Genomic DNA, 21,372 nt, shown 5'->3' on the forward strand with positions numbered 1-21,372 from the left:
CTCGCCTAGAATCGTCGTGCGAGACCGACGCCGAACTCAACATCCGGGCTGTCGTCGTTCAGGCCGAAGTTGAGGCCGAAGTCCAGCTGGGCGTCGGGCAGGGCCGGGGGCGACCAGACAGCGGTCAGGTCGAAGGTGGACGGCGTGGTCGGCGCGACGGGATCATCGTCGCGGCTGATCCAGACCTCGGCGCCCAGGTCCCATTGGCCGAAGCCGCGTCCGACGCCCGCGACCATCGTATAGGCGCCGTGGCGGCCGTCGCCGTCCGCATCCGAGACCCAGTCGATCTCGGGCGACAGGCTCAGGCTCCAGTCGTCGTTCAGCGGGATGGAGACCGGCAGAATGACGCCGCCCTCGAACCCGTCGGCGCGAATGTCGCGCGCACCCGTCGGCGCAGTGATGAAGCCGGAAATTGCGACGGACAGGCCCGAGCCGTCAGGGTTCTTCAGCGAGTGCCGCAGGCCGATAGTGAGATCGCCGACGCCATCAGCCACCTCACGGTCACCGGTCGCGCGGTCGAGGATCCGTTCGCGGTTCCAGGTCGTGAGCCCGAGTTGAAGCTCGGTCAGGCCCGTCAGGCCATAGCGCACGAACAGATCGCCGGCGTCCCAGGTGTCGGTCCGTGTGGTGTCGTCCGTCTGACGCGCGCCGTCGAACAGGCCGAGTTCGACCTGCCAGCGGCCCTTGTCGAGGATGCAGGTCGGCGTGCCCTTGCCGGGGCGATCGGCGCAGAAATCGCGCTCTGGCGCGGACTGAGCCGCCACCGCCGTGGGCGAGGCCAGGCAGGCGATCAAGGCGATCAGAAGGGGCGGGCGCATGGCGGATCTCGCAGCGATGTCTCGCCCGATCATGCCGCCTGCGCCTTAATCAGCCGTGACGCCGAGCCGAATAACAGGCCGGATGTCAGGCCGGCTTTTCTTCCAGACGCTTGTCCAGATAGGCGCCGACGCGGGTTTCGACCGCGCTCATATGGTCCTGCCAGAAGTGGCTGGCGCCCTCTTCCAGTTCGTAGTCGATGATGATGCCCTTTTGGGTGCGCAGCTTGTTGACCACGCGCTCGACCTCGACCGGCGGGACGATGGTGTCGGCCGTGCCGTGCAGGAACAGGCCGGACGCCGGGCAGGGCGCCAGGAAGCTGAAGTCATACATGTTCGACGGCGGCGAGACCGAGATGAAGCCGTCCGTCTCGGGGCGACGCATCAGAAGCTGCATGCCGATGTAGGCGCCGAACTGATAGCCGGCGACCCAGGTCTGGCTGGCGCCGGGATTATTGGCCTGGAGCCAGTCGAGGGCGGTGGCGGCGTCCGCCAGCTCGCCGATGCCCGAATCGAACTCGCCCTGCGACTTGCCGACGCCGCGCGAGTTGTAGCGCAGGGTCGCAAAGCCGCGCTGCTGAAACAGCTGGTGCAGGGTGACCGCGACCGGGTTGTTCATGTGCCCGCCCGCCTTGGGGTGCGGGTGCAGGATCAGCGCGATCGGGGCGTTCGGGCGCTTGCCCGGGGAATAGCGGCCTTCGATGCGACCGGAGGCGCCGGGCAGGATGACTTCAGGCATAGGGGCTCTGGAATCCGTTCAACTGTCATTTCGCGAGTGCGTAATACTTGACCGCAGAGGTGGGACTTTCTAAGTCCCTCCGCAAGCGCGCCGCCTTTGCGAAGGCGCGGGTTCTAGCACAGGAGCCCCGAAAAGCGCGCAATTTTTGAAGGTGCGAAATGCGTCTGTCGACCAAGGGACGATACGCCGTGATGGCGATGGCCGATCTGGCGAAGAACGGGCGCGGCGAGAGCGGTGAAATCCGGGCGGTTTCGCTGGCCGAGATCGCCGCGCGCCAGGAGATTTCGCTGAGCTATCTGGAGCAGTTGTTCGCCCGTCTGAGGAAGAGCGAACTGGTCAGGAGCGTTCGCGGGCCGGGCGGCGGATACCGTCTGGCCAAGGCGGCGCACGAGACGGTGGTCGCCGAGATCGTGCTGGCCGTCGATGAACCGATCCGGGCGACGCGGTGCGTGGCGCATGGCTCGCCCAAGGGCTGCATGCTGGCCGGCGAGCGCTGCATCACCCACAATCTGTGGGAAGACCTGGGCGACGAGATCCATCGCTATCTGGCGGGCGTGTCGCTGGAGGATGTGGTGATGAACCGCACGGGCCAGCGTCGGCGCAACGTGGAGGCCCCGGCCGTGGGGGTCGCGGCATGACCGGCGTCTATCTGGACTATAACGCCTCGGGCCTGGTGCGGCCGGAGGTGCTGGAGATCATGGCCAAGGCCCTGGCCGACAACGGCAATCCGTCCGCGGTCCATGCGGCCGGCCGGCGGGCGCGGGCGCGGGTCGAGACCGCGCGGGCGCAGGTCGCGGACCTGGTCGGGGCCGATCCGACGGCGGTGGTGTTCAACTCGGGCGGCACTGAAGCCAATGCCCAGGGCATCGCCAGCGCGCTGGCGGCCGGTTGCGAGCGGCTGATCGTCTCGGCGACCGAGCATCCGTGCGTGGCTGAGACGGCTGCGAATGCGGGGGCGCCGGTCGAGGTGCTGCCGGTCGATGCGAACGGGGTGGTGAAGTTGGACTGGCTGGCGGAGGCGCTGCGCCGTCCGGGCCGGGCCGTGGTCGCCATCCACCATGCGAACAACGAAAGCGGCGTCATCCAGCCGATCGCCGAGGCGGCGGCGCTGGTGCGGGCGGCGGGCGGTTGGCTGCATGTCGACGCCATCCAATCGGCGGGCAAGATCGCGGCGGATATGCGCGCGCTGGACGCGGACACCCTGACCCTGTCGGCGCACAAGCTGGGCGGGGCGCAGGGCGTCGGCGCCCTGATCTTCAAGGCAGGCCTGTCGGGCGTGCGGGTCCTGCACGGCGCGGGGCAGGAGCGGGGCCTGCGCGCCGGGACCGAGAACGTCCCGGGCATCGCCGGGTTCGGCGTCGCAGCGGATTGCGCCGCGCGGGACCTGGAGACGATGGCCTCGCACGTCGCTTGGCGCGATGCGGCCGAAGCCAAGGTCAAGGCCGCGGGCGCGACTATCATCGGCGGAGGCGTGGCGCGGCTGCCCAACACCCTGTTCATGGCGGTCGAGGGCTGGGACAGTCCGCAGCAACTGATCACCCTGGACCTGACGGGCGTGATGGTGTCGGCGGGTTCGGCCTGCTCGTCGGGCAAGGTCAAGCCGTCCAAGACTATCAGCGCCATGGGCCTGAATGCGCTGGCGACCGGGGGCGTGCGCGTGTCCGGTGGATGGGGCACGGTCGAGAGCGACTGGGCAAGGTTCGCCGACGCCTGGGTCGCCGCCTACAACAAGCACAAGACGCGCGCCGCCGAGCGCGTGAGAGAGGTCGCCTGATGGCCGCCGTCAAGGAAACCATCGACGCCGTCGCCGCGCTGGAAAAGTACGAGCACGGCTTCACGTCCGACATCGAGACGGAATATGCGCCCAAGGGGCTGAGCGCCGAGATCGTGCGCTTCATTTCCGAAAAGAAGGGCGAGCCGGAATGGATGCTGGAATGGCGCCTCGCCGCCTATGAGCGCTGGTTGGCGATGGAAGAGCCGACCTGGGCGGCGGTGAAGTATGAGCCGGTCGATTATCAAGACCTGTTCTACTATGCGGCGCCCAAGGCGAAGGAGGGGCCCAAGTCGCTGGACGAGGTCGATCCCGAGATCCTGGAAATCTACAAGAAGCTGGGCATCCCGCTGAAGGAGCAGGAGGTGCTGGCCGGGGTGCAGGGCGCGCCCAAGGTCGCCGTGGACGCCGTGTTCGACAGCGTGTCGGTGGTCACGACCTTCAAGGAAGAACTGGCCAAGGTCGGCGTGATTTTCATGCCGATTTCCGAGGCCTTGCGCGAATATCCGGATCTGGTGCGGCAATATCTGGGGTCGGTGGTGCCGGTCTCGGACAACTATTTCGCCGCCCTGAACAGCGCGGTCTTTTCGGACGGGTCGTTCGTCTACATCCCGCCGGGCGTGAAATGTCCGATGGAGCTGTCGACCTATTTCCGCATCAATGCGAGCCAGACGGGCCAGTTCGAACGCACCCTGATCATCGCCGACAAGGGGGCTTACGTCTCCTACCTTGAGGGCTGCACGGCGCCGATGCGCGACGAGAACCAGCTGCATGCGGCGGTGGTCGAGATCGTGGCGCTGGACGACGCCGAGGTGAAATATTCGACGGTCCAGAACTGGTATCCGGGCGACGCCGAGGGCAAGGGCGGCATCTACAACTTCGTCACCAAGCGCGCCGACTGCCGGGGGGATCGCTCCAAGGTGTCGTGGACGCAGGTGGAGACGGGTTCGGCCGTCACCTGGAAATATCCCTCGTGCGTCCTGAAGGGCGAGGAGTCGTCCGGCGAGTTCTATTCCATCGCCATCACCAACGGGCATCAGCAGGCCGACACCGGCACCAAGATGATCCACCTGGGCAAGAATTCGAAGTCGCGGATCATCGCCAAGGCGGTGTCGGCGGGTCGGTCGGACTCGACCTATCGCGGCCTGGTCTCGGTGCATCCGAAGGCGACAGGGGTGCGCAACTTCACCCAGTGCGATTCCCTGCTGATCGGCAAGGACTGCGGCTCGCACACCATCCCCTATATCGAGGCCCGCAACGGCTCGGCCCAGCTGGAGCACGAGGCGACGACGACGCGCCTGTCCGACGACCAGCTGTTCTACGCCCAGCAGCGCGGCCTGTCGCAGGAAGAGGCGGTGGCCCTGTTGGTCAACGGCTTCGTCCGCGACGTGATGCAGAAACTGCCGATGGAGTTTGCCGTCGAGGCGCAGAAGCTGGTGGCGATCAGTCTGGAAGGGAGCGTGGGGTGAGCAAGTTTGTGCTCGGAGCGATGCTGCTTATTCTGCCTGCCGCAGCGTGTGACGCACAATCGTGGTGTGGCGAAAACGCAATTTCGGATGAGCATTCTACTCAGATCGGCGTTCGACGCGGGTTAGCGGAGCTGCAACATCTCTATCCCGGTGAAGCGATGACACTGACGGCTGTTGAAGCTGCTTGGAAGCGCGCTGCATTTTTGGATGGACCGGATAGATGGCGTGTAATTGCAACCGCTCGGCGGGGTGACTTCGAATACGTGAGTTTTGTGGACGTCGCAGCATGCGGCGGTGAAGTCGTCGATTACGGCACTATGCGGGATACGATTTAGTCAATGCTTTCCATCTCCAACCTTCATGTTTCTGTCGGCGAAAAGCCGATCCTCAAGGGGCTGACGCTCGACGTTCCCACCGGCGAGGTGCACGCCATCATGGGGCCGAACGGGGCCGGGAAATCGACGCTGGGCTACGCCCTGTCGGGACGGCCGGGCTATGAGGCGACCGAAGGGTCTGTCGAATGGTCGGGCGCGGACCTGCTGGCGCTGGACCCGGCCGAGCGGGCCGCCAAGGGCGTCTTCCTGTCGTTCCAGTATCCGATCGAGATCCCCGGCGTGCCGGCTCTGACCTTCGTGCGGACGGCGCTGAACGCCCAGAAACGCGCGCGGGGCGAGGAGGAGGTGGCGGCGCCGGCCTTCCTGAAGCTGGTGCGGGAAGCGTCCAAGGCGTTGAAGATGGACTTCGACATGCTGAAGCGGCCGCTGAACGTCGGCTTCTCCGGCGGTGAGAAGAAGCGGATGGAGATCCTGCAGATGGCCCTGCTTGAGCCGTCGCTGCTGATCCTGGATGAGACCGATTCCGGCCTGGACATCGACGCCCTGCGCATCGTGTCGGAGGGCGTGAACGCCCTGCGGCGTCCCGACCGCGCCATGCTGGTCATCACCCACTATCAGCGCCTGCTCGACTACATCAAACCGGACCGGGTGCATGTGCTGGCCGGCGGTCGGATCGTGGCCTCGGGCGGACCGGAGTTGGCGTTGGAGCTGGAGGCGGAAGGGTACGACAAGTATCTGCCGCAAGCTGCATGAGCGCGGCCTTCGCCATCGACCTGACCGACGCCGAGACCTATCCGTCCAGGCGGACGGAGGCCTGGAAATACAGTGACCTGAAGCGCTACCTTCGCGCCGCGCCGGAGCCGTCGGGCACGGCCGAGGTCGGGCCGCCGGGACCGTTTTATGATCTGGGCGGCGAGGCGATCGTCTTCGCCAACGGACGCGCCGTGGGCGTGACCGACTTCATCGCCTCGGGCGAGCGGACCCTGCGGCTGCGCTATGTGTCGGACGCCGTCGGCACGGGCCACACGGCCAGCGCGCGGGTTTCGGCGCGCGCGGGCGCCAGGCTGCTGCTGCTGGAAACGCATGAGGGCGCAGGCTCGGCCTACGTCGCGCACAATACGCTGGAGCTGGACGTGGCGGCCGGGGCCGAGGTGACGCGCGTCGTCCTGGTCGAGGAGCCGGAGGACGCCATTTCCATCGCCGAGGCCCATGTGAAGGTCGAGGCGGGCGGCGTCTATCGCCAGACCATCGTCACGACCGGCGCCAAGTTGCAGCGGATCGAGACGCGCATCACCCACTATGCCCAGGGCGCGCAGGTTCAGGCCGACGGCCTTTATCTGCTGAACGGAGCGCGCCATGCGGATCTGACCAGCGTGGTGCGTCATGTGGAACACGACGGCGCGACTTCGCAGCTGATCAAGGGCGTGGCCCGCGACACGGCGCGGGGCGTCTTCCAAGGCAAGATCGTGGTCGAGCGCGGCGCCGACGGCACCGATGCGCGGATGGGCCACCATGCGCTGATCGCCTCCGAGCGTGCCGAGATCGACGCGAAGCCGGAACTGATCATCTATGCCGACGACGTCCAGTGCGCGCACGGCAACACGGTGGGGACGCTGGACGAAAGCGCCCTGTTCTACATGCAGCAGCGCGGCATTCCGGCGGACGAGGCGCGCGCCCTGCTGACACAGGCCTTCCTGATCGAGGTCATCGACCGGATCGAGCACGAAGGCGCGAGAGAGGTGGCGCGGGAATGGCTGACGGCGCGGTTGTGAACACCTTCGATCCCTATGCCGTGCGGGCGCAGTTCCCGATCCTGTCGCGACAGGTGAACGGCAAGCCGCTGGTCTATCTGGACAATGCGGCCTCGGCGCAGAAACCGCGCGCGGTGATCGACGCCCTGGTCGCGACGATGGAGGGCGGTTACGCCAACGTCCACCGGGGCTTGCATACCCTGTCGAACGAGGCGACCGAGGCCTTCGAGAAGGCGCGCGAGATCGTCGCCCGCTTCCTCAACGCCGAGAGCGCCGAACAGGTGGTCTGGACCAAGGGCGGGACAGAAGCGATCAATCTGGTGGCCAACGGGCTGGGGCTGAGCATCGAGCCGGGCGACGAGATCATCGTGTCGGAGATGGAGCATCACTCCAACATCGTGCCGTGGCATCTGCTGCGTGAACGGCGCGGGGCGGTGATCAGGTGGATTCCGGTCAAGGACGACGGGTCGCTGGACATGACGGCCTACGCCGACCTGCTGGGGCCCAGGACGCGGATGGTTGCGGTCACCCACATGTCGAACGTGCTGGGGACCATCAATCCGATCGCCGAGATCACGCGTCTGGCCCAGGCGGCCGGGGCTCAGGTGCTGATCGATGGGTGCCAGGGAGCGGTCCATGCGACGCCGGACGTTCAGGCCATCGGCTGCGACTTCTACGTCCTGACCGGCCACAAGCTGTTCGCCCCCACCGGCATCGGCGCCCTGTACGGCAAGGCCGAGGCGCTTGAGGCGCTGCCGCCCTATCAGGGCGGGGGCGAGATGATCGAGACGGTCGAGCAGGACCGCGTGACCTATGCCCGGCCGCCGCACCGGTTCGAGGCGGGGACGCCCCCGATCCTGGAGGCCATCGGCCTGGGCGCGGCGTTGGAGTGGCTGGCGCAATACGACCGGGCGGCCGTGCAGGCGCATGAGCACGCCCTTTATCAGCACGCTGTCGACCGACTTCAGGGTCAGAACTGGCTGGGGATTTTGGGGCAGGCCGAAGGCAAGGGCGCGATCCTGACCTTCGCCGTCGAGGGCGCGCATGCCCATGACGTCGCCCAGATCATGGACCGATACGGGGTCGCGGTGCGGGCGGGTCTGCATTGCGCCGAGCCGCTGGCGAAAAGAATGGGGGTGACGTCGAGCACCCGCGCCTCCTTCGCCCTATATAACACCGTGGAGGATGCCGACGCCTTCGTGGATGCGCTGATCAAGGCGCGGAACTTCTTCGTGTAAGCCGATGACAGATCAACCGATTCAAGACAGCGACGCCTTCAGGGACGCCTGGGACGAACCCCAGAAAAGCGCCCTGTCGCAGGCCGAGCTGGACACCCTGACCGATCAGCTGATCGAGGCGCTGAAGACGGTCTATGACCCGGAAATCCCTGTCGACATCTATGAGCTGGGCCTGATCTACCGCGTGGACGTCAACGATGACCGCGACGTGGTGGTGGACATGACGCTGACGGCGCCCGGCTGTCCGGTCGCCGGCGAAATGCCGGGCTGGGTGGAGACGGCGGTCGAGAAGGTCGAGGGCGTGCGCAGCGCCAAGGCCAATCTGGTGTTCGATCCGCCGTGGGACGCCTCCAAGATGAGCGACGAGGCCAAGCTGGCCCTGAATATGTTCTGATGGACCTGTTCTGATGACCGAGCTTCAAGCCACATCCCGTCCGCGCCGCCCGCGCCCCAAGGCCGTCACCCTGACGGACGCAGCCGCAGAGCGGGTGCGTGAGATCCTGGACAATGCCGAGAACGATCACATCGGCCTGAGGATCGGCATCAAGAACGGCGGGTGCGCCGGGCAGGAATACACCTTCGCCTATGCCGACGAGATCGGGCCGATGGACGAGGTGGTCGAGGACAAGGGCGTCACCATCCTGATCGAGCCCAAGGCCGTGCTGTTTCTGATCGGCACCGAGATCGACTATGAGACGACGCGGCTGGCGTCCAAGTTCGTGTTCAACAATCCGAACCAGACCGACGCCTGCGGCTGCGGCGAGAGCGTGACCATCGTGCCGGTCGCCGCCGACTGAGAGGGGCCCTGATCTGATGGGCTGCCGGACACTGACCGACGCGGCCCTTGACGATCCCGACGAAGCCGTCGCCTGGACGCGGCGGCCGTTGGACGTGGCGGTGGGGAAGACGCCGAAGCGCGCTACTTCGTCGGCGCCTCGATCAGCACGGCCGGCGTCACGGGTTGACCCGTGGCCTGGGCGACGAGCTCGGCGGTGCGGGTCTCGATGACGGCTTCGAGGCGAGCCAGGAATTCCTCCTTGGGCAGGCCGACGGGGATCGGGGCGAGGAACTCCAACGTCGCCGTGCCGGGGTGTTTTTCGTACTGTTCCTCTGGCCAGAAGAGGCCGAGGTTGGTGGCGAGCGGCACGACGGGCACGTCGAAGTCGCGGTACATGTGCCAGACGCCGGAGCGATATTTGAATTTCTTGCCGACGGGCGCGAGATGGCCCTCGGGATAGATCAGGATCTTGCGGTTCTCGGCGCGGGCCTCGGCGGCGCGCATGGCCAGGGCCTTGCGCGCTTCGTGGCCGCCGCAGGAGTTGACGACGATGGCGCCCAGTTTCTTCAGCACGCCGCCCAGCAGGGGAAACTTTTCCAGGTGATCGCCGGTGACGAAGGCGATGTCGTCGAACTGGTCATAGGTCGCAAAGCCGTCGCCCCAGCTTTGATGCTTGGAGGCGATGATGAAGGCGCCCTCGGGCAGGCGGTCCTTGCCACGCACGTCCAGCTTGATGCCGGCGAAGATCGACATGGCCTGGACCATGCGCTTCACATAGCGACGGATGACCCAGCTGGCCGGGCCGCTCCCGGGCGCGAGCGCAGCAAAGGCGGCGGTCAGCCCGTAGCCGATCGACAGGATCCAGTAGGCGACGTTGAAGGCGAAGCTGCGCATGGGACGACTATGGCAGAAAGCTTGGCCTTGTCAGACCCTAAGCCGCCTTTTCGAGCGAGGAGGCCGGCGTGACGCAGTTTCGGCCTGCACGTTTGGATTCGTACAGGGCGGCGTCGGCGCGTTCCAGCAGGCTGGCGGCGGTTTCACCTTTTTGGCGCTGGGCGAAGCCGGCGGAGACAGTCACCGAGCCCAGGTCATCATTGGTCGAACGACGGCGCAGCGCGCGTGACGCCACGTCGTTGCGGATGCTCTCCAACGCGGCCATGACGACGCCAGCGCCTTCACCGGGGAAGATGATGGCGAACTCTTCGCCGCCGAACCGGGCGGCGAATCGGGTCTTGCCGCAGATGTTGGACAGGACGGTGGAGACGTATCGCAGCACCTGGTCGCCGGTCTGGTGGCCCCAGGTGTCGTTGAACCGTTTGAAATGGTCGATGTCCAGGATGGCCAGGCTGAGCGGCGCGCCGTCATCCTCGGCGCACGCGGCCTCCAGCCGTTCGTCGAAGGCCTTGCGGTTGGCCAGATTGGTCAGGGCGTCGGTCATGGCGTCGCGGCGCACCTGTTCCAGGTTTTCGCGCAGGCGGATGACTTCCTTGTTGGACTTTTCCAGACGTTTTTCGAGGATCGCCGTTTCACGGCGCACGCGGTTGGTCGCGGTCGACAGGTCGCCGACCAGATCCTTCAGCGACGACGGATCATCGACGGTTTCCATGCACTGGGAGGCGTCGGCGAGGGTCTCGCCATAGTCGTGTTGGGTCTTGTGCGCCATGGCGATGGCGCTGGCGACGCTGGCCAATTCGCGGTCCAGCACGGCGCCGACGTCGCGGATCTGATCCGGCAGGCGGCCGCGCGGCAGGAACTCGGCGGCCAGCATTTCGGACGTCTTGTCGCTGATGACGGCGGACTGCGCCAGCAGACGGCGGATTTCCTGGGCGAGGGGGCCGTCGGGATCGCTGATGTAGTGCAGCCAAAGCTCGAAGTTCAGCGGAGTGGGCCAAACGCCCGCCTTCTCCATTTCGCCGATGACGTTGCGCGCCAAAGCATAGGCTTGAGGAGCTCTTAGCGCCGTCTCGACCTTTTTCGACATTCTTGTTCCCCTGGGCCCCTGTTCTGGAGCTGTGTCGGGGCGCACACTACGGGATGTTCCGTAATGCAGGGTAAACGACGCGGCGTTTCACCGCGCCGTTGTGCACGAGTTCAGGCGCGGATGACGACCGGCCGGCGCAGGAAGGCGGGGATGTCGTCGCCGAAGCCACGCACGCCCTGGCGCTGAGTATCGCTCTTGTCGGCCCTGCGGTCACCGCGGCGATCCGATTGCAACAGGTGCGGCTCGCGGTCTGCGCGCTCAGTACGCGGGGCGCGGGCCGTTTCGACGGGTTCGACGATCGCATCCGCCTCGACTGCGGCGGCGACGGGAGCTGCAACTTCGACCGGCGCCTCGGGGCGGGCCTTGCGGCGGCTGCGGCTGCGGGGCGCCGCAGCCTCTTCAGACGATGGCGCAGCGTTGACGGGAGCGATCTCGACAGGCTCGGCGGACGGGGTGGGCGCGCTGCTGGTGCGCGACGGGCTGCGACCGCGTTCGCCCGAGCGTTTGTCGTCACGTCGCGGGCCGTCTTTAATGGCGGCGAAGTCGATACCTTCAAGAACCAGCTCTTCCGGATCCTTCTTGATCAGCTTCAGCACCTTATCCAGCGACTTGTAGTCGGCCGGGGTCACGATCATGAAGGCCTGGCCCAGCTTGCCGGCGCGGCCGGTGCGGCCGATGCGGTGGACGTAGTCGTCGGCGTGGTGCGAGACGTCGTAGTTGAAGACGTGGCTGACGTCAGGGATATCCAAGCCGCGCGCGGCGACATCCGAGGCAACCAGAATCGTCAGCGCGCCCGAGCGAAAATCCGCCAGGGTCTTCATCCGGTGCGACTGATCCAGGTCGCCGTGGATCGGGGCAGCGTCGAAGCCGTGGGTCTTAAGCGACTTGGCGACGATATCGACTTCGGATTTGCGATTGCAGAAGACGATGCCGTTGCGCACATCCTCACGACCGACCAAGGCGCGCAGGGCGGTCCGCTTGGCCTTGGGGTCCGAGGTCGGGATGCGGACGATATATTGGGTGATGGTGTCGGCGGTCATCGCCGGACGCGAGGCCTCGATCCGGGTCGGATCCTTGAGGAAGGCGGTCGTCAGGCGCGTGATCTCCGGCGGCATGGTCGCCGAGAAGAACAGGGTCTGGCGGCGCGGCGGCGTCAGTTTGAAAATGCGCTCGATGTCGGGGATGAAGCCCATGTCCAGCATCCGGTCGGCCTCGTCGACGACCATGATCTCGACGCCGGTCAGCAGCATCTTTCCGCGTTCGAACAGGTCGAGCAGGCGGCCGGGCGTGGCGATCAGGACATCGACGCCCTTGTTCAGCGCCGCGACCTGGTCGCCCATGGAGACGCCGCCGATCAGCAGGACCCAGCTGAGCTTGGTGCCCTTGGCGTATTTGGCGAAGCTCTCGGCGACCTGGTCGGCCAATTCGCGGGTCGGCGCCAGGACGATGGCGCGCGGCATGCGGGCGCGGGCGCGGCCGGTGGACAGGCGATCGACCAGGGGCAGGGTGAAGGCGGCGGTCTTGCCGGTGCCGGTCTGGGCGATGCCCAAGACGTCGCGGCCGGCGAGGGCGACGGGGATCGCCTGTTCCTGAATGGGCGTGGCGGTCGTGTAGCCGGTGTCGGCGACGGCCTGAAGGGTCGTGGGCGAAAGGCCCAGTTGCGAAAATTCTGTCATGAATCCTTGGGAGAGAAAGCGTCTGCGTGCATAGCAGCGACGGAACCGCCCCTCTTTGGGCGAGCGGGCGGCGCGTATCGCAGACCTGTCCCGAGGCTGGGGGGCATATAGAAGCCCCTGCGCAGAAGTCAAGTATTCCTGGTTTTTCGCTCAGCAGGCCGCCGGCCGTAAAATGCGGCCCGCAAACGAAAATCGCCGGACGGGCGAGCCGTCCGGCGATCTGCTGGATCAGAGAGAAAGTGCGATCAGCGCTTGCCGAAGATCATGTCGCCCAGTTTGGCGAAGAAGCCCTTTTCCTCGGGCTTGGCGGCGGGCGCCGGCGCCGGCTTGGGGGCTTCGACCGGCTTGGCAGCGGGAGCCGGCGTCGGCGCGGGCGCCGCAGCGGCGGGCGCAGCAGCGGGTGCGGGCGCAGCGGCGGGCTTGGGCGCGGCGACTGGGTCCGCAGGCTTGGGCGCCGCTGCGGCCGGCTTTGCGGCAGGCGCAGCCTTCGAGGCGGCAGCGGGTTTCGAAGCGGCGGCCTTGGGGGCAGCAGGCTTTGCCGCTGTCGACTTCGGTGCGGCCGCTTTCGAAGCTGCAGGCTTCACTGCCGTCTTGGCGGCGGCGGGCTTGGCTGCGGCCGGTTTGGGGGCGGCGGCTTTGGGCGCGGCCTTCGGAGCAGCCTTGGGGGCAGGGGCGGTTTTCGGCTTGGCTGCGGGCTTGGCGGCGACCGGCTTAGCGGCGGCCTTGGGGGCGGCGGCCTTCGGCGCAGCGGTTTTCTCGGCGGCGGTCTTCACGGCGCTCGACTTCGGCGCGGCTTTAGGCTTGGAAGCGGCGGTCGCCGGCATTGGCGACGCAGGTTTAGACGTAGACGGTGACTTGGCCATGTATTCCCCGACCCCTCGGTTTGATAAAAACGCGGCGGCGACGGGCGTTCAGCACCGGATCGCTACGATTCGTCATATTACCGGTGTTTGAAAAATGTCCGAGTCCGCACTTCAGATAATCGCACGCGGCCCGCGCGCCGCCGCAGAGGCCGCCGCAGAGGCCGTAGACGCCGATCCGCGGCTGGAAGGCGCGACCTATTCGATCCTGGAAGAGGACGAGGACAATGACGTCTGGCGCATCGACGCCTTCCCCACGACCGATGACGAGGTCGAGGGGCTGAAGGCGGTGTTGGCGGGCTATCCGGTGACGGTGCTGGTGGAGAAGCTGGCGGACGCCGACTGGCTGGCCATGTCGCTGTCGGGCCTGCCGCCGGTCGAGGCCGGACGATTCTTCGTCTATGGCGCGCACGATCAGGGCAAGGTGCCCGAGGGCCGCGTCACGCTGAAGATCGACGCCGGCGCCGCCTTCGGCACGGGCCACCATGGCACGACGGTGGGCTGCCTGGAGGCGTTCGACAAGCTGCTGGAGACCGAAAGCTTCGAGAAGGTGCTGGACGTCGGCTGCGGCACGGGCGTGCTGGCGATCGCGGCGGCCAAGACGGGCACGCCCATCGCCGTCGGCACCGACATCGACGAGCCCTCAGCCCGGATCGCCAATGAGAACGCCGAGATCAACGAGGCCAAGTGCGACTTCTATTTCGCCGATGGTCTCAGCGATCCGCGCATCGCCCAGCACCAGCCATATGATCTGGTGTTCGCCAACATCCTGGCCGCGCCGCTGGTGCATCTGGCGCCCGAAATCGGGGCGGCGCTGAAGAGCGGCGGGGTCGCGATTCTGTCGGGCCTGCTGCGCACGCAGGAAGAGCGTGTGCTGGAGGCCTATCTGTCGCTGGGCTTTACGGTCGAGCAGACCATCCATCACGACGCCTGGAGCGCCCTGCAACTGCGCAAGGGCTGAGGATCGATCATGCGCCAGACTTTCGACGAGACGACCGACCCCTCCTTCGGGGCCAAGCACCTGCCGCTGCTGCGCGCCGAAATGGCCAAGCAGGGGCTGGACGGGTTTCTGATCCCGCATGAGGACGAGCATCAGAACGAATATCTGCCGGACGCCAATGAGCGTCTGGCCTGGGCGACCGGCTTCACCGGCTCGGCCGGGGCGGCGGTGGTGTTCCGGGATCGGGCCAGCATGTTCACCGACGGCCGCTACACCGTTCAGGTGAGGGCCCAGACCGATCCGGCGCTTTTCGAGCGACGCGACTTGAATGACGTGGCGGCCTATCTGGAGACGGCGACGAAGGGGGCGGTGATCGGTTACGATCCGCGTCTGCACAGCCCGGATGCGCTGGTCACCCTCAAGGCGGCGGCGCAAAAGGCGGGGGCCGAGTTGCGCGCCGTGGACGCCAATCCGCTGGACCTGGCCTGGGGCGCCGATCGTCCGGCCCAGCCGACGGCGCCGGTCGTGCCGCATGAGGACGCCTATTCCGGAGAGAGCCATGCATCGAAGCGGGCGCGGATCGGCAAGGCCGTGGCGGACGCCGGCGCAGATGCGGTGGTGCTGACGGCGCCGATGTCGATCGCCTGGCTGTTCAATGTGCGCGGCGGAGACGTGATCCGTTCGCCCCTGCCGATCGGTCAGGCCATTCTGGCGGCGGACGGCAAGGCGCGGCTGTTCCTGGACCCGGCCAAGGTGACGAATGCTTTGCCGGGCTGGCTGGGCGACGATGTTCGCATCGAGGCGACCGAGCAGCTGTCGGCGGCGCTGGACGGGCTGTCGGGCCAGAAGGTCATGATCGATCCGTCGCTGTCCTCGGCCTGGTATTTCGACCGGCTGGACGCGGCGGGCGCGACGGTGGTGCGGGCGATGGATCCCTGCGCCATTCCCCGGGCGGCCAAGAATGCCGTGGAGATCGAGGGCAGCCGTCAGGCGCATATCCGCGACGGGGCGGCGCTGAGCCGGTTCCTGCACTGGGTCGATACCGTGGTGCAGGCGACCCTGCCGGACGAGCGCGACGTGGTCGAGGCGCTGGAGCGGTTCCGCGAGGAGACCCGCGCGCTGAAGGATCTGAGCTTCGACACCATCGCCGGGGCCGGGCCGAACGGAGCCTTGCCGCATTACAAGCCGGTCGGCGCCAGCATTCGCAAGGTGGAGAAGGGCTCGCTGCTGCTGGTGGACGGCGGCGGCCAGTATCTGGACGGCACGACCGATGTGACCCGCACCATGGCGGTGGGCGAGCCGAGCGAGGACCAGCGCCACAAGTTTACCCTGGTGTTGAAGGCGCATATCGCCATGGCGACGATCCGCTTCCCGTCCGGGACCAGCGGCATGGCGCTGGACGCCATCGCCAGGGCGCCGATGTGGGCGGCGGGGCTGGATTACGATCACGGCACGGGCCACGGCGTCGGCAGCTATCTGGGCGTCCACGAGGGGCCGCAGCGGATCGCGAAATGGGGCACGTCCCAGCCGCTGCTGGAAGGCATGATCCTGTCCAACGAGCCGGGCTATTATCGCGAAGGCCATTGGGGCATTCGCATCGAGACGCTGCAGGTGGTGACGCCGGCCGTGGTTCCGGAGGGCGGCGAGCGGCCGATGCACGGGTTCGAGCAACTGACGTTCGCCCCCATCGACCGCAGGCTGATCGCGGTGGAGATGCTGACGCCGGACGAGCGGGCCTATGTCGACGCCTATCACGCCGAAACGCTGGCCAAGGTCGGGCCGTTGATGGACGGCGAGGCGCTGGACTGGCTTCGAGGGGCGTGTGCTCCGCTCTGACACCTTCCCTGCCGCTCATCCCCGCGAAAGCGGGGACCCAGCGCTTTGGGCGAAAAACTTGACCCCGTTTTCAAGATTGCTGTCCAACGCACTGCCGAGCGACAGAACTGTGTCCCCGCTTTCGCGGGGATGAGCGGATAGGTCAGAGGCCAGACCGAGATCTTCTCCTCAGGTGGGTGACGGGGACCGTCAGTTCGGCCAGCGCGGCCTTCATCGCCTCATAGCCGGTGGCAACGGGGCCGTCGTAGGTTTTCCAGTCGCGAATGTCGCTGCCGGCGACCTGGGGCAGGACCAGAACGTCCGCGTCGGCGCGCGACTGGGTCATCTCGACGTCGGTGGTGATTGTCGCTGAGCGCATCAGGATGGAGACGATGGGAGGACCGGCCTTCCAGGCGCCGGACAGGACCCATTTCCACCAGGACGGCGGATTCTCCAGCGCCTGGGGATCGACGCCGCGCGTCTGGGACATGTCGACGCCGATGATCGGGCCGCTGTTCAACTGGCGCATCACGCTGGTGGGGAAGTTCTTCAGCACGGCGCCGTCCACCAGCACCTGACCGTCCATCACGACCGGCGGCAGGACGCCGGGAATGGCGATGGAGGCGCGCATGGCCCGCCGCATCAGGCCCGTGCGATGCGCCTCGATCCGGCCCGAGGTCAGGTTGGACGAGACGGCGAAGAAGGGCAGGGCTAGGTCCGCCAGATCGATGTCGCCGTAAGCCTGCTCCAGCAAACGGGCGACTTTTCGGGCGCGGGACATGGCGATGATCGGCACGGCGAGGTCCGAGAGCGGATCGGACTCGACGAAGGCGCGCCGAATCTCGAAATCCAGCCGTTCGAAGGACCAGCCCAGGGCCGGGCCGGCGGCGACGACCGCGCCCATGGAGGCGCCGCCTGCGAAGTCGATGGGGACCTTGGCCTCTTCCAGCGCCCGGATCGCGCCGATGTGGCAATAGGCCCGCGCGCCGCCGCCGGACAAAACCAGACCGACCGCCGTGCCGGTGACGACGCGGGCGATCCGCTCGGCGTCCTTGGCCAGTCCTTCGACGCAATGGAACCAGCGATCGGGCTGGAGCGCATCCAGCCAGACGCGCGTGTTGGCCGGATGATGCATGCGCGGATCGCGCAACAGGATCAGGTCGGTCAGGCGGCGGCCGTCGCCGAAGCCCTGACGGCGCGGCACGGCGGACGGCGGCGCCAGAAGGCCGCTGCCGACGATGAACATCCGATCCACCTGACGCGCGCACAGACTGGCCCAGGCGGGCTGGTCCTGTTCGGCGACATAGAGGACGTAGTCGTGGTCGCCCTCCACCCGGCTGAACCATTCGGACGCCGAGGCCAGGGCCGACTGGTCGATGACCTGACAGGTGAAGCCCATGGCCTGGATGGCGGCGGCGATGCGTTCGACGAAGGCGCGAATGGGGCGGGGGCGGGCGGAGACGAAGCCGAAGACGCTGGGCTCGGATGCGCCGGCGGTGCGCTCGCGGGCGCGGTGGATCATCAGGCGCGACAGTTCGACCATCAGGTCCGGCTCGGTGCGTGCGGCCTCGAAAAAGGCTTCGCGCGGCAGGGCCAGGATTTCGCTGTCTCTCAGGGCGACGACGGTGGCGGTGTGCGGCGTGCCGGCCAGCATCGCCATCTCGCCCACCGGCTCGCCCGCCTTGACGACGCCCAGCATGTGCGGCGGTTGATCCGCCTCCATCCGAAACACGCCCAGACGGCCGGAGCGGACCAGATACAGGGTGTCGGCGGGGTCGCCCTGGGCGAACAGCGGCTCGCCGCCGGTCAGGGCGAACCAACTGGCCCGGTCGACCATGCGACCTTCGAAGATGCGCGCGAGCGAGGTCGCCAGCGTGTCGGGGCGAAGCGTGGCCATGGTCCGGTTGTAGGCGCGATTCTGGGGCGGGTGAATGGGATGTTTCGACGTGCGGAAGCGCCCTCGGGCAGTCGCCACGAGCCCCTGCCCGCAGAGCGGGGAGGAGACGATGATGCGAGCTTCTCGCGTTGCCCGATTCCGCGTGGGCGGGTAGAGCGTTCGGCTTCTCCCGCCCAGCCGAAGTTTCAGACCATGCACGACATCAGAGCCATTCGCGAGAACCCCCAGGTTTACGTGGCGGGCTGGTCGTCGCGCGGGGTGGATGACGCACAGAAGGTGGTGGACGATATCTTAGAGCTGGATGCCAAACTGCGTCACGCCCAGACGACGGGGCAGGACGCCCTGGCCAAGCGCAACGCGGCCTCCAAGCTGATCGGCGCCGCCATGGGGCGCAAGGACATGGCCGAGGCCGACCGGCTGAAGGCCGAGGTCGAGGCGCTGAAAGGCGACATCGCGGCGGCGGCCGAGGTCGAGACGCGTGTCGGCAAGGCGCTGCGCGACCTGCTGGCGGCGCAGAAGAACCTGGCGGCCGAAGATGTGCCGGACGGCGAGGACGAGGCGGGCAACGTCGAAGTCTCGACCTGGGGCGAGCCGCGTCGCACCGGTCCGGCCAAGGACCACGCCGACCTGGGCGAGGCCCTGGGGATGCTGGACTTCGAGGCGGCGGCCAGAATGTCGGGCGCGCGGTTCGCGGTGCTGAAAGGGCAGTTGGCGCGGCTGGAACGGGCCGTGGGGCAGTTCATGCTGGATATGCAGACGGACCAGCACGGGTATCTGGAAGTGAACCCGCCGCTGCTGGTTCGAGACGAGGCGATGTTCGGGACCGGGCAGTTGCCCAAGTTCGAGAATGACCTGTTTTTCGCGTCGAGTTTAATCGAGGGAGATTTCCATCGTCGTTGGACCGAAGTAGGCGAAGCTGATTTTTCGCTTTTGACCGACGATTTTCTCGTCAACGCAGACAGCTTGATGGTGTCCCATCCAGACGAAGGCGGCGTCCGTTTTCATCTGGCTGATGGAGAAGGAACGGCAGAGGATTTAGCTAAAGCTTTGCGGCCTCGCATGATTGCTAAGCGCCACTTCCTCATCCCTACCGCCGAGGTCTCCCTGACCAACCTCGTGCGTGACACCATTCTGTCTGAGGACGCGCTGGCGACGCCGATGCGGATGACGGCGTTGACGCCGTGCTTCCGGGCCGAGGCGGGGTCGGCGGGGCGGGATACGCGCGGTCTGATCCGCCAGCATCAGTTTTCGAAGGTCGAGATGGTGTCGATCGCGCGGCCGGAGGACTCAGACGCCGAGCATGAGCGGATGACGGCGTGCGCGGAAGCCGTGCTGAAGGCGCTGGAGCTGCCGTTCCGGCGGATGCTGCTGTGCAAGGGCGACATGGGCTTTTCGGCGCAGAAGACCTTCGACCTGGAGGTCTGGCTGCCCAGCCAGGGGACCTATCGCGAGATCAGCAGCTGCTCGAACTGCGGAGACTTCCAGGCGCGGCGCATGGACGCGCGGTTCAAGCGCGCCGGCGAGAAGAAGACCGAGTTCGTCCATACGCTGAACGGTTCGGGCCTGGCGGTCGGCCGGACGCTGGTGGCGATCATGGAAAACTATCAGCAGGACGACGGGCGGATCGCCGTGCCGGCGGTGTTGCAGCCCTATATGGGCGGGTTGACGCATGTGGGGTGACGCCTCGCTTTCGTCATCCTCCGGCGCGAAGCGACCGGGGGACCCAGCGGCGCGCGCGAGCGCGAACCTGTCGCGGTCCCGATTTGCCGGCATCGCGATGCCCAACCATTTCGCCTTCGGCGCCGCTGGGTCCCCCGGTCTCGCTGCGCTCGCCGGAGGATGACGAAGGAAAAGATGCGTATTCTCCTGACCAACGACGACGGGATCGAGGCGGAAGGCCTGGAATGCCTCGAGCGGATCGCGCGCACGCTGAGCGACGACGTGTGGGTGTGCGCGCCCGCCGTCGAGCAGTCGGGCAAGGGGCGCGGGATCACCCTGACCGAGCCGCTGCGGGTGCTGAACCTGGGCGAAAAGCGGTTCGCGGTGACGGGCACGCCGACCGACTGCGTCGTGCTGGCGGTCAACGACCTGATGCCGGAGAAGCCCGATCTGGTGCTGTCGGGCGTCAATCGCGGGCACAATATCGGCGAGGACGTCAGCTATTCCGGGACGGTGGCGGGGGCCTTGCAGGGGATGGCGTTCGGCATCCGCTCCATCGCCCTGAGCCAGAGCCTGGAGCGGTTTCACGACGAGGTGGTTGCGCACTGGGAGACGGCTGAGGCCTTCGCCCCGGCGATCATCAGCCGCCTGCTGGAGCAGAAATGGGCGAACGGGGTGGTGATGAACCTGAACTTCCCCAACCGCCCGCCCGAAGCGGTCGATCAGGTCGAGGTGACGACCCAGGGCTTCCGCAACGTCGGCGAGATGCACGCGGTGCGGCGCACCGACCTGCGCGGGCGGGACTATTACTGGATGAGCTTCCGGGGTGAAAAGCAGGAGCATGCCGAGGGCACGGACCTGCGGGCCATCGAGGAGGGGCGGATCTCGGTCACGCCGCTGCATATCGACCTGACGCACATGATTAGCGTGAATGACCTGAAGAAGGTGCTGGGCGGGGCGCCGCCGAGGAAGACGGATCGCGCCGCATGAACCTGCACGACGACCGGGCCGGGCGGCTGATCCTGTCGCTGCGGCAGCGGGGGGTCACGGACCCGCGCGTGCTGAAGGCGATGGAGAGCATCGACCGCGCGGTCTTCGTGCACGAGAAGTTCCTGGATCAGGCGTGGGAGGATCAGGCCCTGCCGATCGACTGCGCCCAGACGATCAGCCAGCCCTATATCGTCGGACTGATGACCCAGGCGCTGGAGGTGCAGGCGCGGCATCGGGTTTTAGAGATCGGCACCGGCAGCGGGTATCAGTGCGCGGTGCTGAGCCGGCTGGCGCGCTATGTCTATTCGGTGGAGCGGTATCGCAGTCTGCTGGTCGAGGCGGAAGCGCGACTGCGGGTGCTTAAGATCGAGAACGTCATCACCAAGCACGGCGACGGCGGCCTGGGCTGGGCCGAACAGGCGCCGTTCGACCGGATCATGGTCACGGCCGCCTCGCCGACCGAGCCGACCGAACTGCTGAAACAGCTGAAGCCGAACGGGGTGCTGGTCGCGCCTGTGGGACGCACGTCGGTGCAGATGCTGCATCGCTACGTCGGACAGGGCGACGGGTCGTTCCACCGCGAAAGCCTGACGGAAGTGCGTTTCGTGCCCCTGGTCGAGGGGACGGCGAAGGAAGGCTAGGGGCGTGAAGGGTGACG

General features: G+C 66.9%; 21 protein-coding genes. 14 read left to right on the plus strand and 7 right to left on the minus strand.

The features are described 5' to 3' along the window. Positions 1-5 precede the first annotated feature (5 nt). Positions 6-818: a transporter gene (locus tag ABIB58_RS00710; RefSeq protein WP_354038574.1), complete on the minus strand. Its 813-nt coding sequence runs from the start codon at positions 816-818 to the stop codon at positions 6-8. A gap of 85 nt (positions 819-903) precedes the next feature. After that, complete coding sequence (locus ABIB58_RS00715) at positions 904-1,554, minus strand: alpha/beta hydrolase (protein ID WP_017504016.1); 651 nt, start codon at positions 1,552-1,554, stop codon at positions 904-906. A gap of 158 nt (positions 1,555-1,712) precedes the next feature. Between ABIB58_RS00715 and ABIB58_RS00720 the strand changes: the two genes are divergently transcribed. The 9 genes from ABIB58_RS00720 to ABIB58_RS00760 are packed head-to-tail and all read left to right on the plus strand — an operon-like array spanning position 1,713 to position 8,915. Next, a complete protein-coding gene (locus ABIB58_RS00720) occupies positions 1,713-2,192 on the plus strand; it encodes an Rrf2 family transcriptional regulator (protein WP_354038577.1) in 480 nt (159 codons plus the stop codon). Next, a complete protein-coding gene (locus tag ABIB58_RS00725; protein WP_354038579.1) occupies positions 2,189-3,328 on the plus strand; it encodes a cysteine desulfurase family protein in 1,140 nt (379 codons plus the stop codon). The genes ABIB58_RS00720 and ABIB58_RS00725 overlap by 4 nt, the downstream gene beginning before the upstream one ends. Next, positions 3,328-4,794 carry a Fe-S cluster assembly protein SufB gene (gene sufB / locus ABIB58_RS00730; protein WP_354038581.1) on the plus strand — a complete coding sequence of 489 codons (1,467 nt, stop codon included), beginning with the start codon at positions 3,328-3,330 and terminating at the stop codon, positions 4,792-4,794. The genes ABIB58_RS00725 and sufB overlap by 1 nt, the downstream gene beginning before the upstream one ends. After that, positions 4,791-5,129 (plus strand): hypothetical protein, encoded by a 339-nt coding sequence (locus ABIB58_RS00735; protein ID WP_354038583.1) that lies wholly within the window; start codon positions 4,791-4,793, stop codon positions 5,127-5,129. Before sufB ends, ABIB58_RS00735 begins: the two co-directional genes overlap by 4 nt. A gap of 3 nt (positions 5,130-5,132) precedes the next feature. Then, a complete protein-coding gene (sufC, locus tag ABIB58_RS00740; protein ID WP_354038585.1) occupies positions 5,133-5,882 on the plus strand; it encodes a Fe-S cluster assembly ATPase SufC in 750 nt (249 codons plus the stop codon). Beyond that, entirely contained in the window at positions 5,879-6,901 is a 1,023-nt protein-coding gene (sufD, locus tag ABIB58_RS00745) for a Fe-S cluster assembly protein SufD (protein WP_354038587.1), read from the plus strand. The genes sufC and sufD overlap by 4 nt, the downstream gene beginning before the upstream one ends. Further along, on the plus strand, positions 6,880-8,118 hold the full coding sequence (locus ABIB58_RS00750; RefSeq protein ID WP_354038589.1) for an aminotransferase class V-fold PLP-dependent enzyme: 1,239 nt from the start codon (positions 6,880-6,882) through the stop codon (positions 8,116-8,118). The genes sufD and ABIB58_RS00750 overlap by 22 nt, the downstream gene beginning before the upstream one ends. A gap of 4 nt (positions 8,119-8,122) precedes the next feature. After that, positions 8,123-8,512 carry an SUF system Fe-S cluster assembly protein gene (locus ABIB58_RS00755; protein ID WP_039247388.1) on the plus strand — a complete coding sequence of 130 codons (390 nt, stop codon included), beginning with the start codon at positions 8,123-8,125 and terminating at the stop codon, positions 8,510-8,512. Positions 8,513-8,525: 13 nt separating this feature from the next. Beyond that, positions 8,526-8,915 carry a HesB/IscA family protein gene (locus tag ABIB58_RS00760; RefSeq protein ID WP_045810742.1) on the plus strand — a complete coding sequence of 130 codons (390 nt, stop codon included), beginning with the start codon at positions 8,526-8,528 and terminating at the stop codon, positions 8,913-8,915. Between the two features lie 122 nt (positions 8,916-9,037). Here the strand turns inward: ABIB58_RS00760 and ABIB58_RS00765 are convergent, their stop codons facing one another. From ABIB58_RS00765 to ABIB58_RS00780, 4 genes are all read right to left on the minus strand, one after another. Continuing rightward, on the minus strand, positions 9,038-9,790 hold the full coding sequence (locus ABIB58_RS00765; RefSeq protein ID WP_185224030.1) for a lysophospholipid acyltransferase family protein: 753 nt from the start codon (positions 9,788-9,790) through the stop codon (positions 9,038-9,040). Between the two features lie 37 nt (positions 9,791-9,827). After that, entirely contained in the window at positions 9,828-10,877 is a 1,050-nt protein-coding gene (locus ABIB58_RS00770) for a GGDEF domain-containing protein (RefSeq protein ID WP_045810744.1), read from the minus strand. A gap of 110 nt (positions 10,878-10,987) precedes the next feature. Beyond that, positions 10,988-12,553: a DEAD/DEAH box helicase gene (locus tag ABIB58_RS00775; protein WP_045810745.1), complete on the minus strand. Its 1,566-nt coding sequence runs from the start codon at positions 12,551-12,553 to the stop codon at positions 10,988-10,990. 245 nt (positions 12,554-12,798) lie between these two features. Beyond that, positions 12,799-13,326, minus strand: coding sequence for a hypothetical protein (locus ABIB58_RS00780; RefSeq protein WP_354038594.1), 528 nt, complete (start codon positions 13,324-13,326; stop codon positions 12,799-12,801). Between the two features lie 184 nt (positions 13,327-13,510). On the opposite strand from ABIB58_RS00780, the gene ABIB58_RS00785 reads away from it, so the two are divergent. Together ABIB58_RS00785 and ABIB58_RS00790 are read left to right on the plus strand one after the other, a co-directional pair. Continuing rightward, positions 13,511-14,374, plus strand: a complete 864-nt coding sequence (locus ABIB58_RS00785) for a 50S ribosomal protein L11 methyltransferase (RefSeq protein ID WP_354038596.1) — start codon at positions 13,511-13,513, stop codon at positions 14,372-14,374. Between the two features lie 9 nt (positions 14,375-14,383). Next, entirely contained in the window at positions 14,384-16,189 is a 1,806-nt protein-coding gene (locus ABIB58_RS00790) for an aminopeptidase P family protein (protein ID WP_354038598.1), read from the plus strand. A gap of 142 nt (positions 16,190-16,331) precedes the next feature. On the opposite strand, the gene ABIB58_RS00795 is transcribed toward ABIB58_RS00790, so the two are convergent. Further along, positions 16,332-18,065: a patatin-like phospholipase family protein gene (locus ABIB58_RS00795; RefSeq protein WP_354038600.1), complete on the minus strand. Its 1,734-nt coding sequence runs from the start codon at positions 18,063-18,065 to the stop codon at positions 16,332-16,334. Between the two features lie 192 nt (positions 18,066-18,257). On the opposite strand from ABIB58_RS00795, the gene serS reads away from it, so the two are divergent. The 3 genes from serS to ABIB58_RS00810 all read left to right on the plus strand — a co-directional run bounded on the left by serS (position 18,258) and on the right by ABIB58_RS00810 (position 21,355). After that, the gene (serS, locus tag ABIB58_RS00800; protein ID WP_045810749.1) at positions 18,258-19,745 is read left to right on the plus strand and encodes a serine--tRNA ligase; all 1,488 of its coding nucleotides are present in this window, start codon (positions 18,258-18,260) and stop codon (positions 19,743-19,745) included. Between the two features lie 174 nt (positions 19,746-19,919). After that, positions 19,920-20,714: a 5'/3'-nucleotidase SurE gene (gene surE, locus ABIB58_RS00805; RefSeq protein ID WP_354038603.1), complete on the plus strand. Its 795-nt coding sequence runs from the start codon at positions 19,920-19,922 to the stop codon at positions 20,712-20,714. Beyond that, on the plus strand, positions 20,711-21,355 hold the full coding sequence (locus ABIB58_RS00810; protein WP_354038605.1) for a protein-L-isoaspartate(D-aspartate) O-methyltransferase: 645 nt from the start codon (positions 20,711-20,713) through the stop codon (positions 21,353-21,355). Before surE ends, ABIB58_RS00810 begins: the two co-directional genes overlap by 4 nt. Positions 21,356-21,372 lie beyond the last annotated feature (17 nt).

Origin of the sequence: Brevundimonas sp. UYEF29 (assembly GCF_040546195.1) — a bacterium.
GTDB classification, from domain to species: domain Bacteria; phylum Pseudomonadota; class Alphaproteobacteria; order Caulobacterales; family Caulobacteraceae; genus Brevundimonas; species Brevundimonas huaxiensis.

What these genes read in the sequence shown, in the direction of transcription:
- ABIB58_RS00785 (WP_354038596.1), top strand. Translation starts at nt 13,511, where the DNA reads ATGTCCGAGTCCGCACTTCAGATAATCGCACGCGGCCCGCGCGCCGCC.
- ABIB58_RS00810 (WP_354038605.1), top strand. Translation starts at nt 20,711, where the DNA reads ATGAACCTGCACGACGACCGGGCCGGGCGGCTGATCCTGTCGCTGCGG.
- ABIB58_RS00775 (WP_045810745.1), bottom strand. Translation starts at nt 12,553, where the DNA reads ATGACAGAATTTTCGCAACTGGGCCTTTCGCCCACGACCCTTCAGGCC.
- ABIB58_RS00760 (WP_045810742.1), top strand. Translation starts at nt 8,526, where the DNA reads ATGACCGAGCTTCAAGCCACATCCCGTCCGCGCCGCCCGCGCCCCAAG.
- ABIB58_RS00755 (WP_039247388.1), top strand. Translation starts at nt 8,123, where the DNA reads ATGACAGATCAACCGATTCAAGACAGCGACGCCTTCAGGGACGCCTGG.
- sufC (WP_354038585.1), top strand. Translation starts at nt 5,133, where the DNA reads ATGCTTTCCATCTCCAACCTTCATGTTTCTGTCGGCGAAAAGCCGATC.
- sufD (WP_354038587.1), top strand. Translation starts at nt 5,879, where the DNA reads ATGAGCGCGGCCTTCGCCATCGACCTGACCGACGCCGAGACCTATCCG.
- ABIB58_RS00725 (WP_354038579.1), top strand. Translation starts at nt 2,189, where the DNA reads ATGACCGGCGTCTATCTGGACTATAACGCCTCGGGCCTGGTGCGGCCG.
- surE (WP_354038603.1), top strand. Translation starts at nt 19,920, where the DNA reads ATGCGTATTCTCCTGACCAACGACGACGGGATCGAGGCGGAAGGCCTG.
- ABIB58_RS00765 (WP_185224030.1), bottom strand. Translation starts at nt 9,790, where the DNA reads ATGCGCAGCTTCGCCTTCAACGTCGCCTACTGGATCCTGTCGATCGGC.
- ABIB58_RS00750 (WP_354038589.1), top strand. Translation starts at nt 6,880, where the DNA reads ATGGCTGACGGCGCGGTTGTGAACACCTTCGATCCCTATGCCGTGCGG.
- ABIB58_RS00720 (WP_354038577.1), top strand. Translation starts at nt 1,713, where the DNA reads ATGCGTCTGTCGACCAAGGGACGATACGCCGTGATGGCGATGGCCGAT.
- ABIB58_RS00795 (WP_354038600.1), bottom strand. Translation starts at nt 18,065, where the DNA reads ATGGCCACGCTTCGCCCCGACACGCTGGCGACCTCGCTCGCGCGCATC.
- sufB (WP_354038581.1), top strand. Translation starts at nt 3,328, where the DNA reads ATGGCCGCCGTCAAGGAAACCATCGACGCCGTCGCCGCGCTGGAAAAG.
- ABIB58_RS00770 (WP_045810744.1), bottom strand. Translation starts at nt 10,877, where the DNA reads ATGTCGAAAAAGGTCGAGACGGCGCTAAGAGCTCCTCAAGCCTATGCT.
- ABIB58_RS00790 (WP_354038598.1), top strand. Translation starts at nt 14,384, where the DNA reads ATGCGCCAGACTTTCGACGAGACGACCGACCCCTCCTTCGGGGCCAAG.
- ABIB58_RS00715 (WP_017504016.1), bottom strand. Translation starts at nt 1,554, where the DNA reads ATGCCTGAAGTCATCCTGCCCGGCGCCTCCGGTCGCATCGAAGGCCGC.
- ABIB58_RS00710 (WP_354038574.1), bottom strand. Translation starts at nt 818, where the DNA reads ATGCGCCCGCCCCTTCTGATCGCCTTGATCGCCTGCCTGGCCTCGCCC.
- serS (WP_045810749.1), top strand. Translation starts at nt 18,258, where the DNA reads ATGCACGACATCAGAGCCATTCGCGAGAACCCCCAGGTTTACGTGGCG.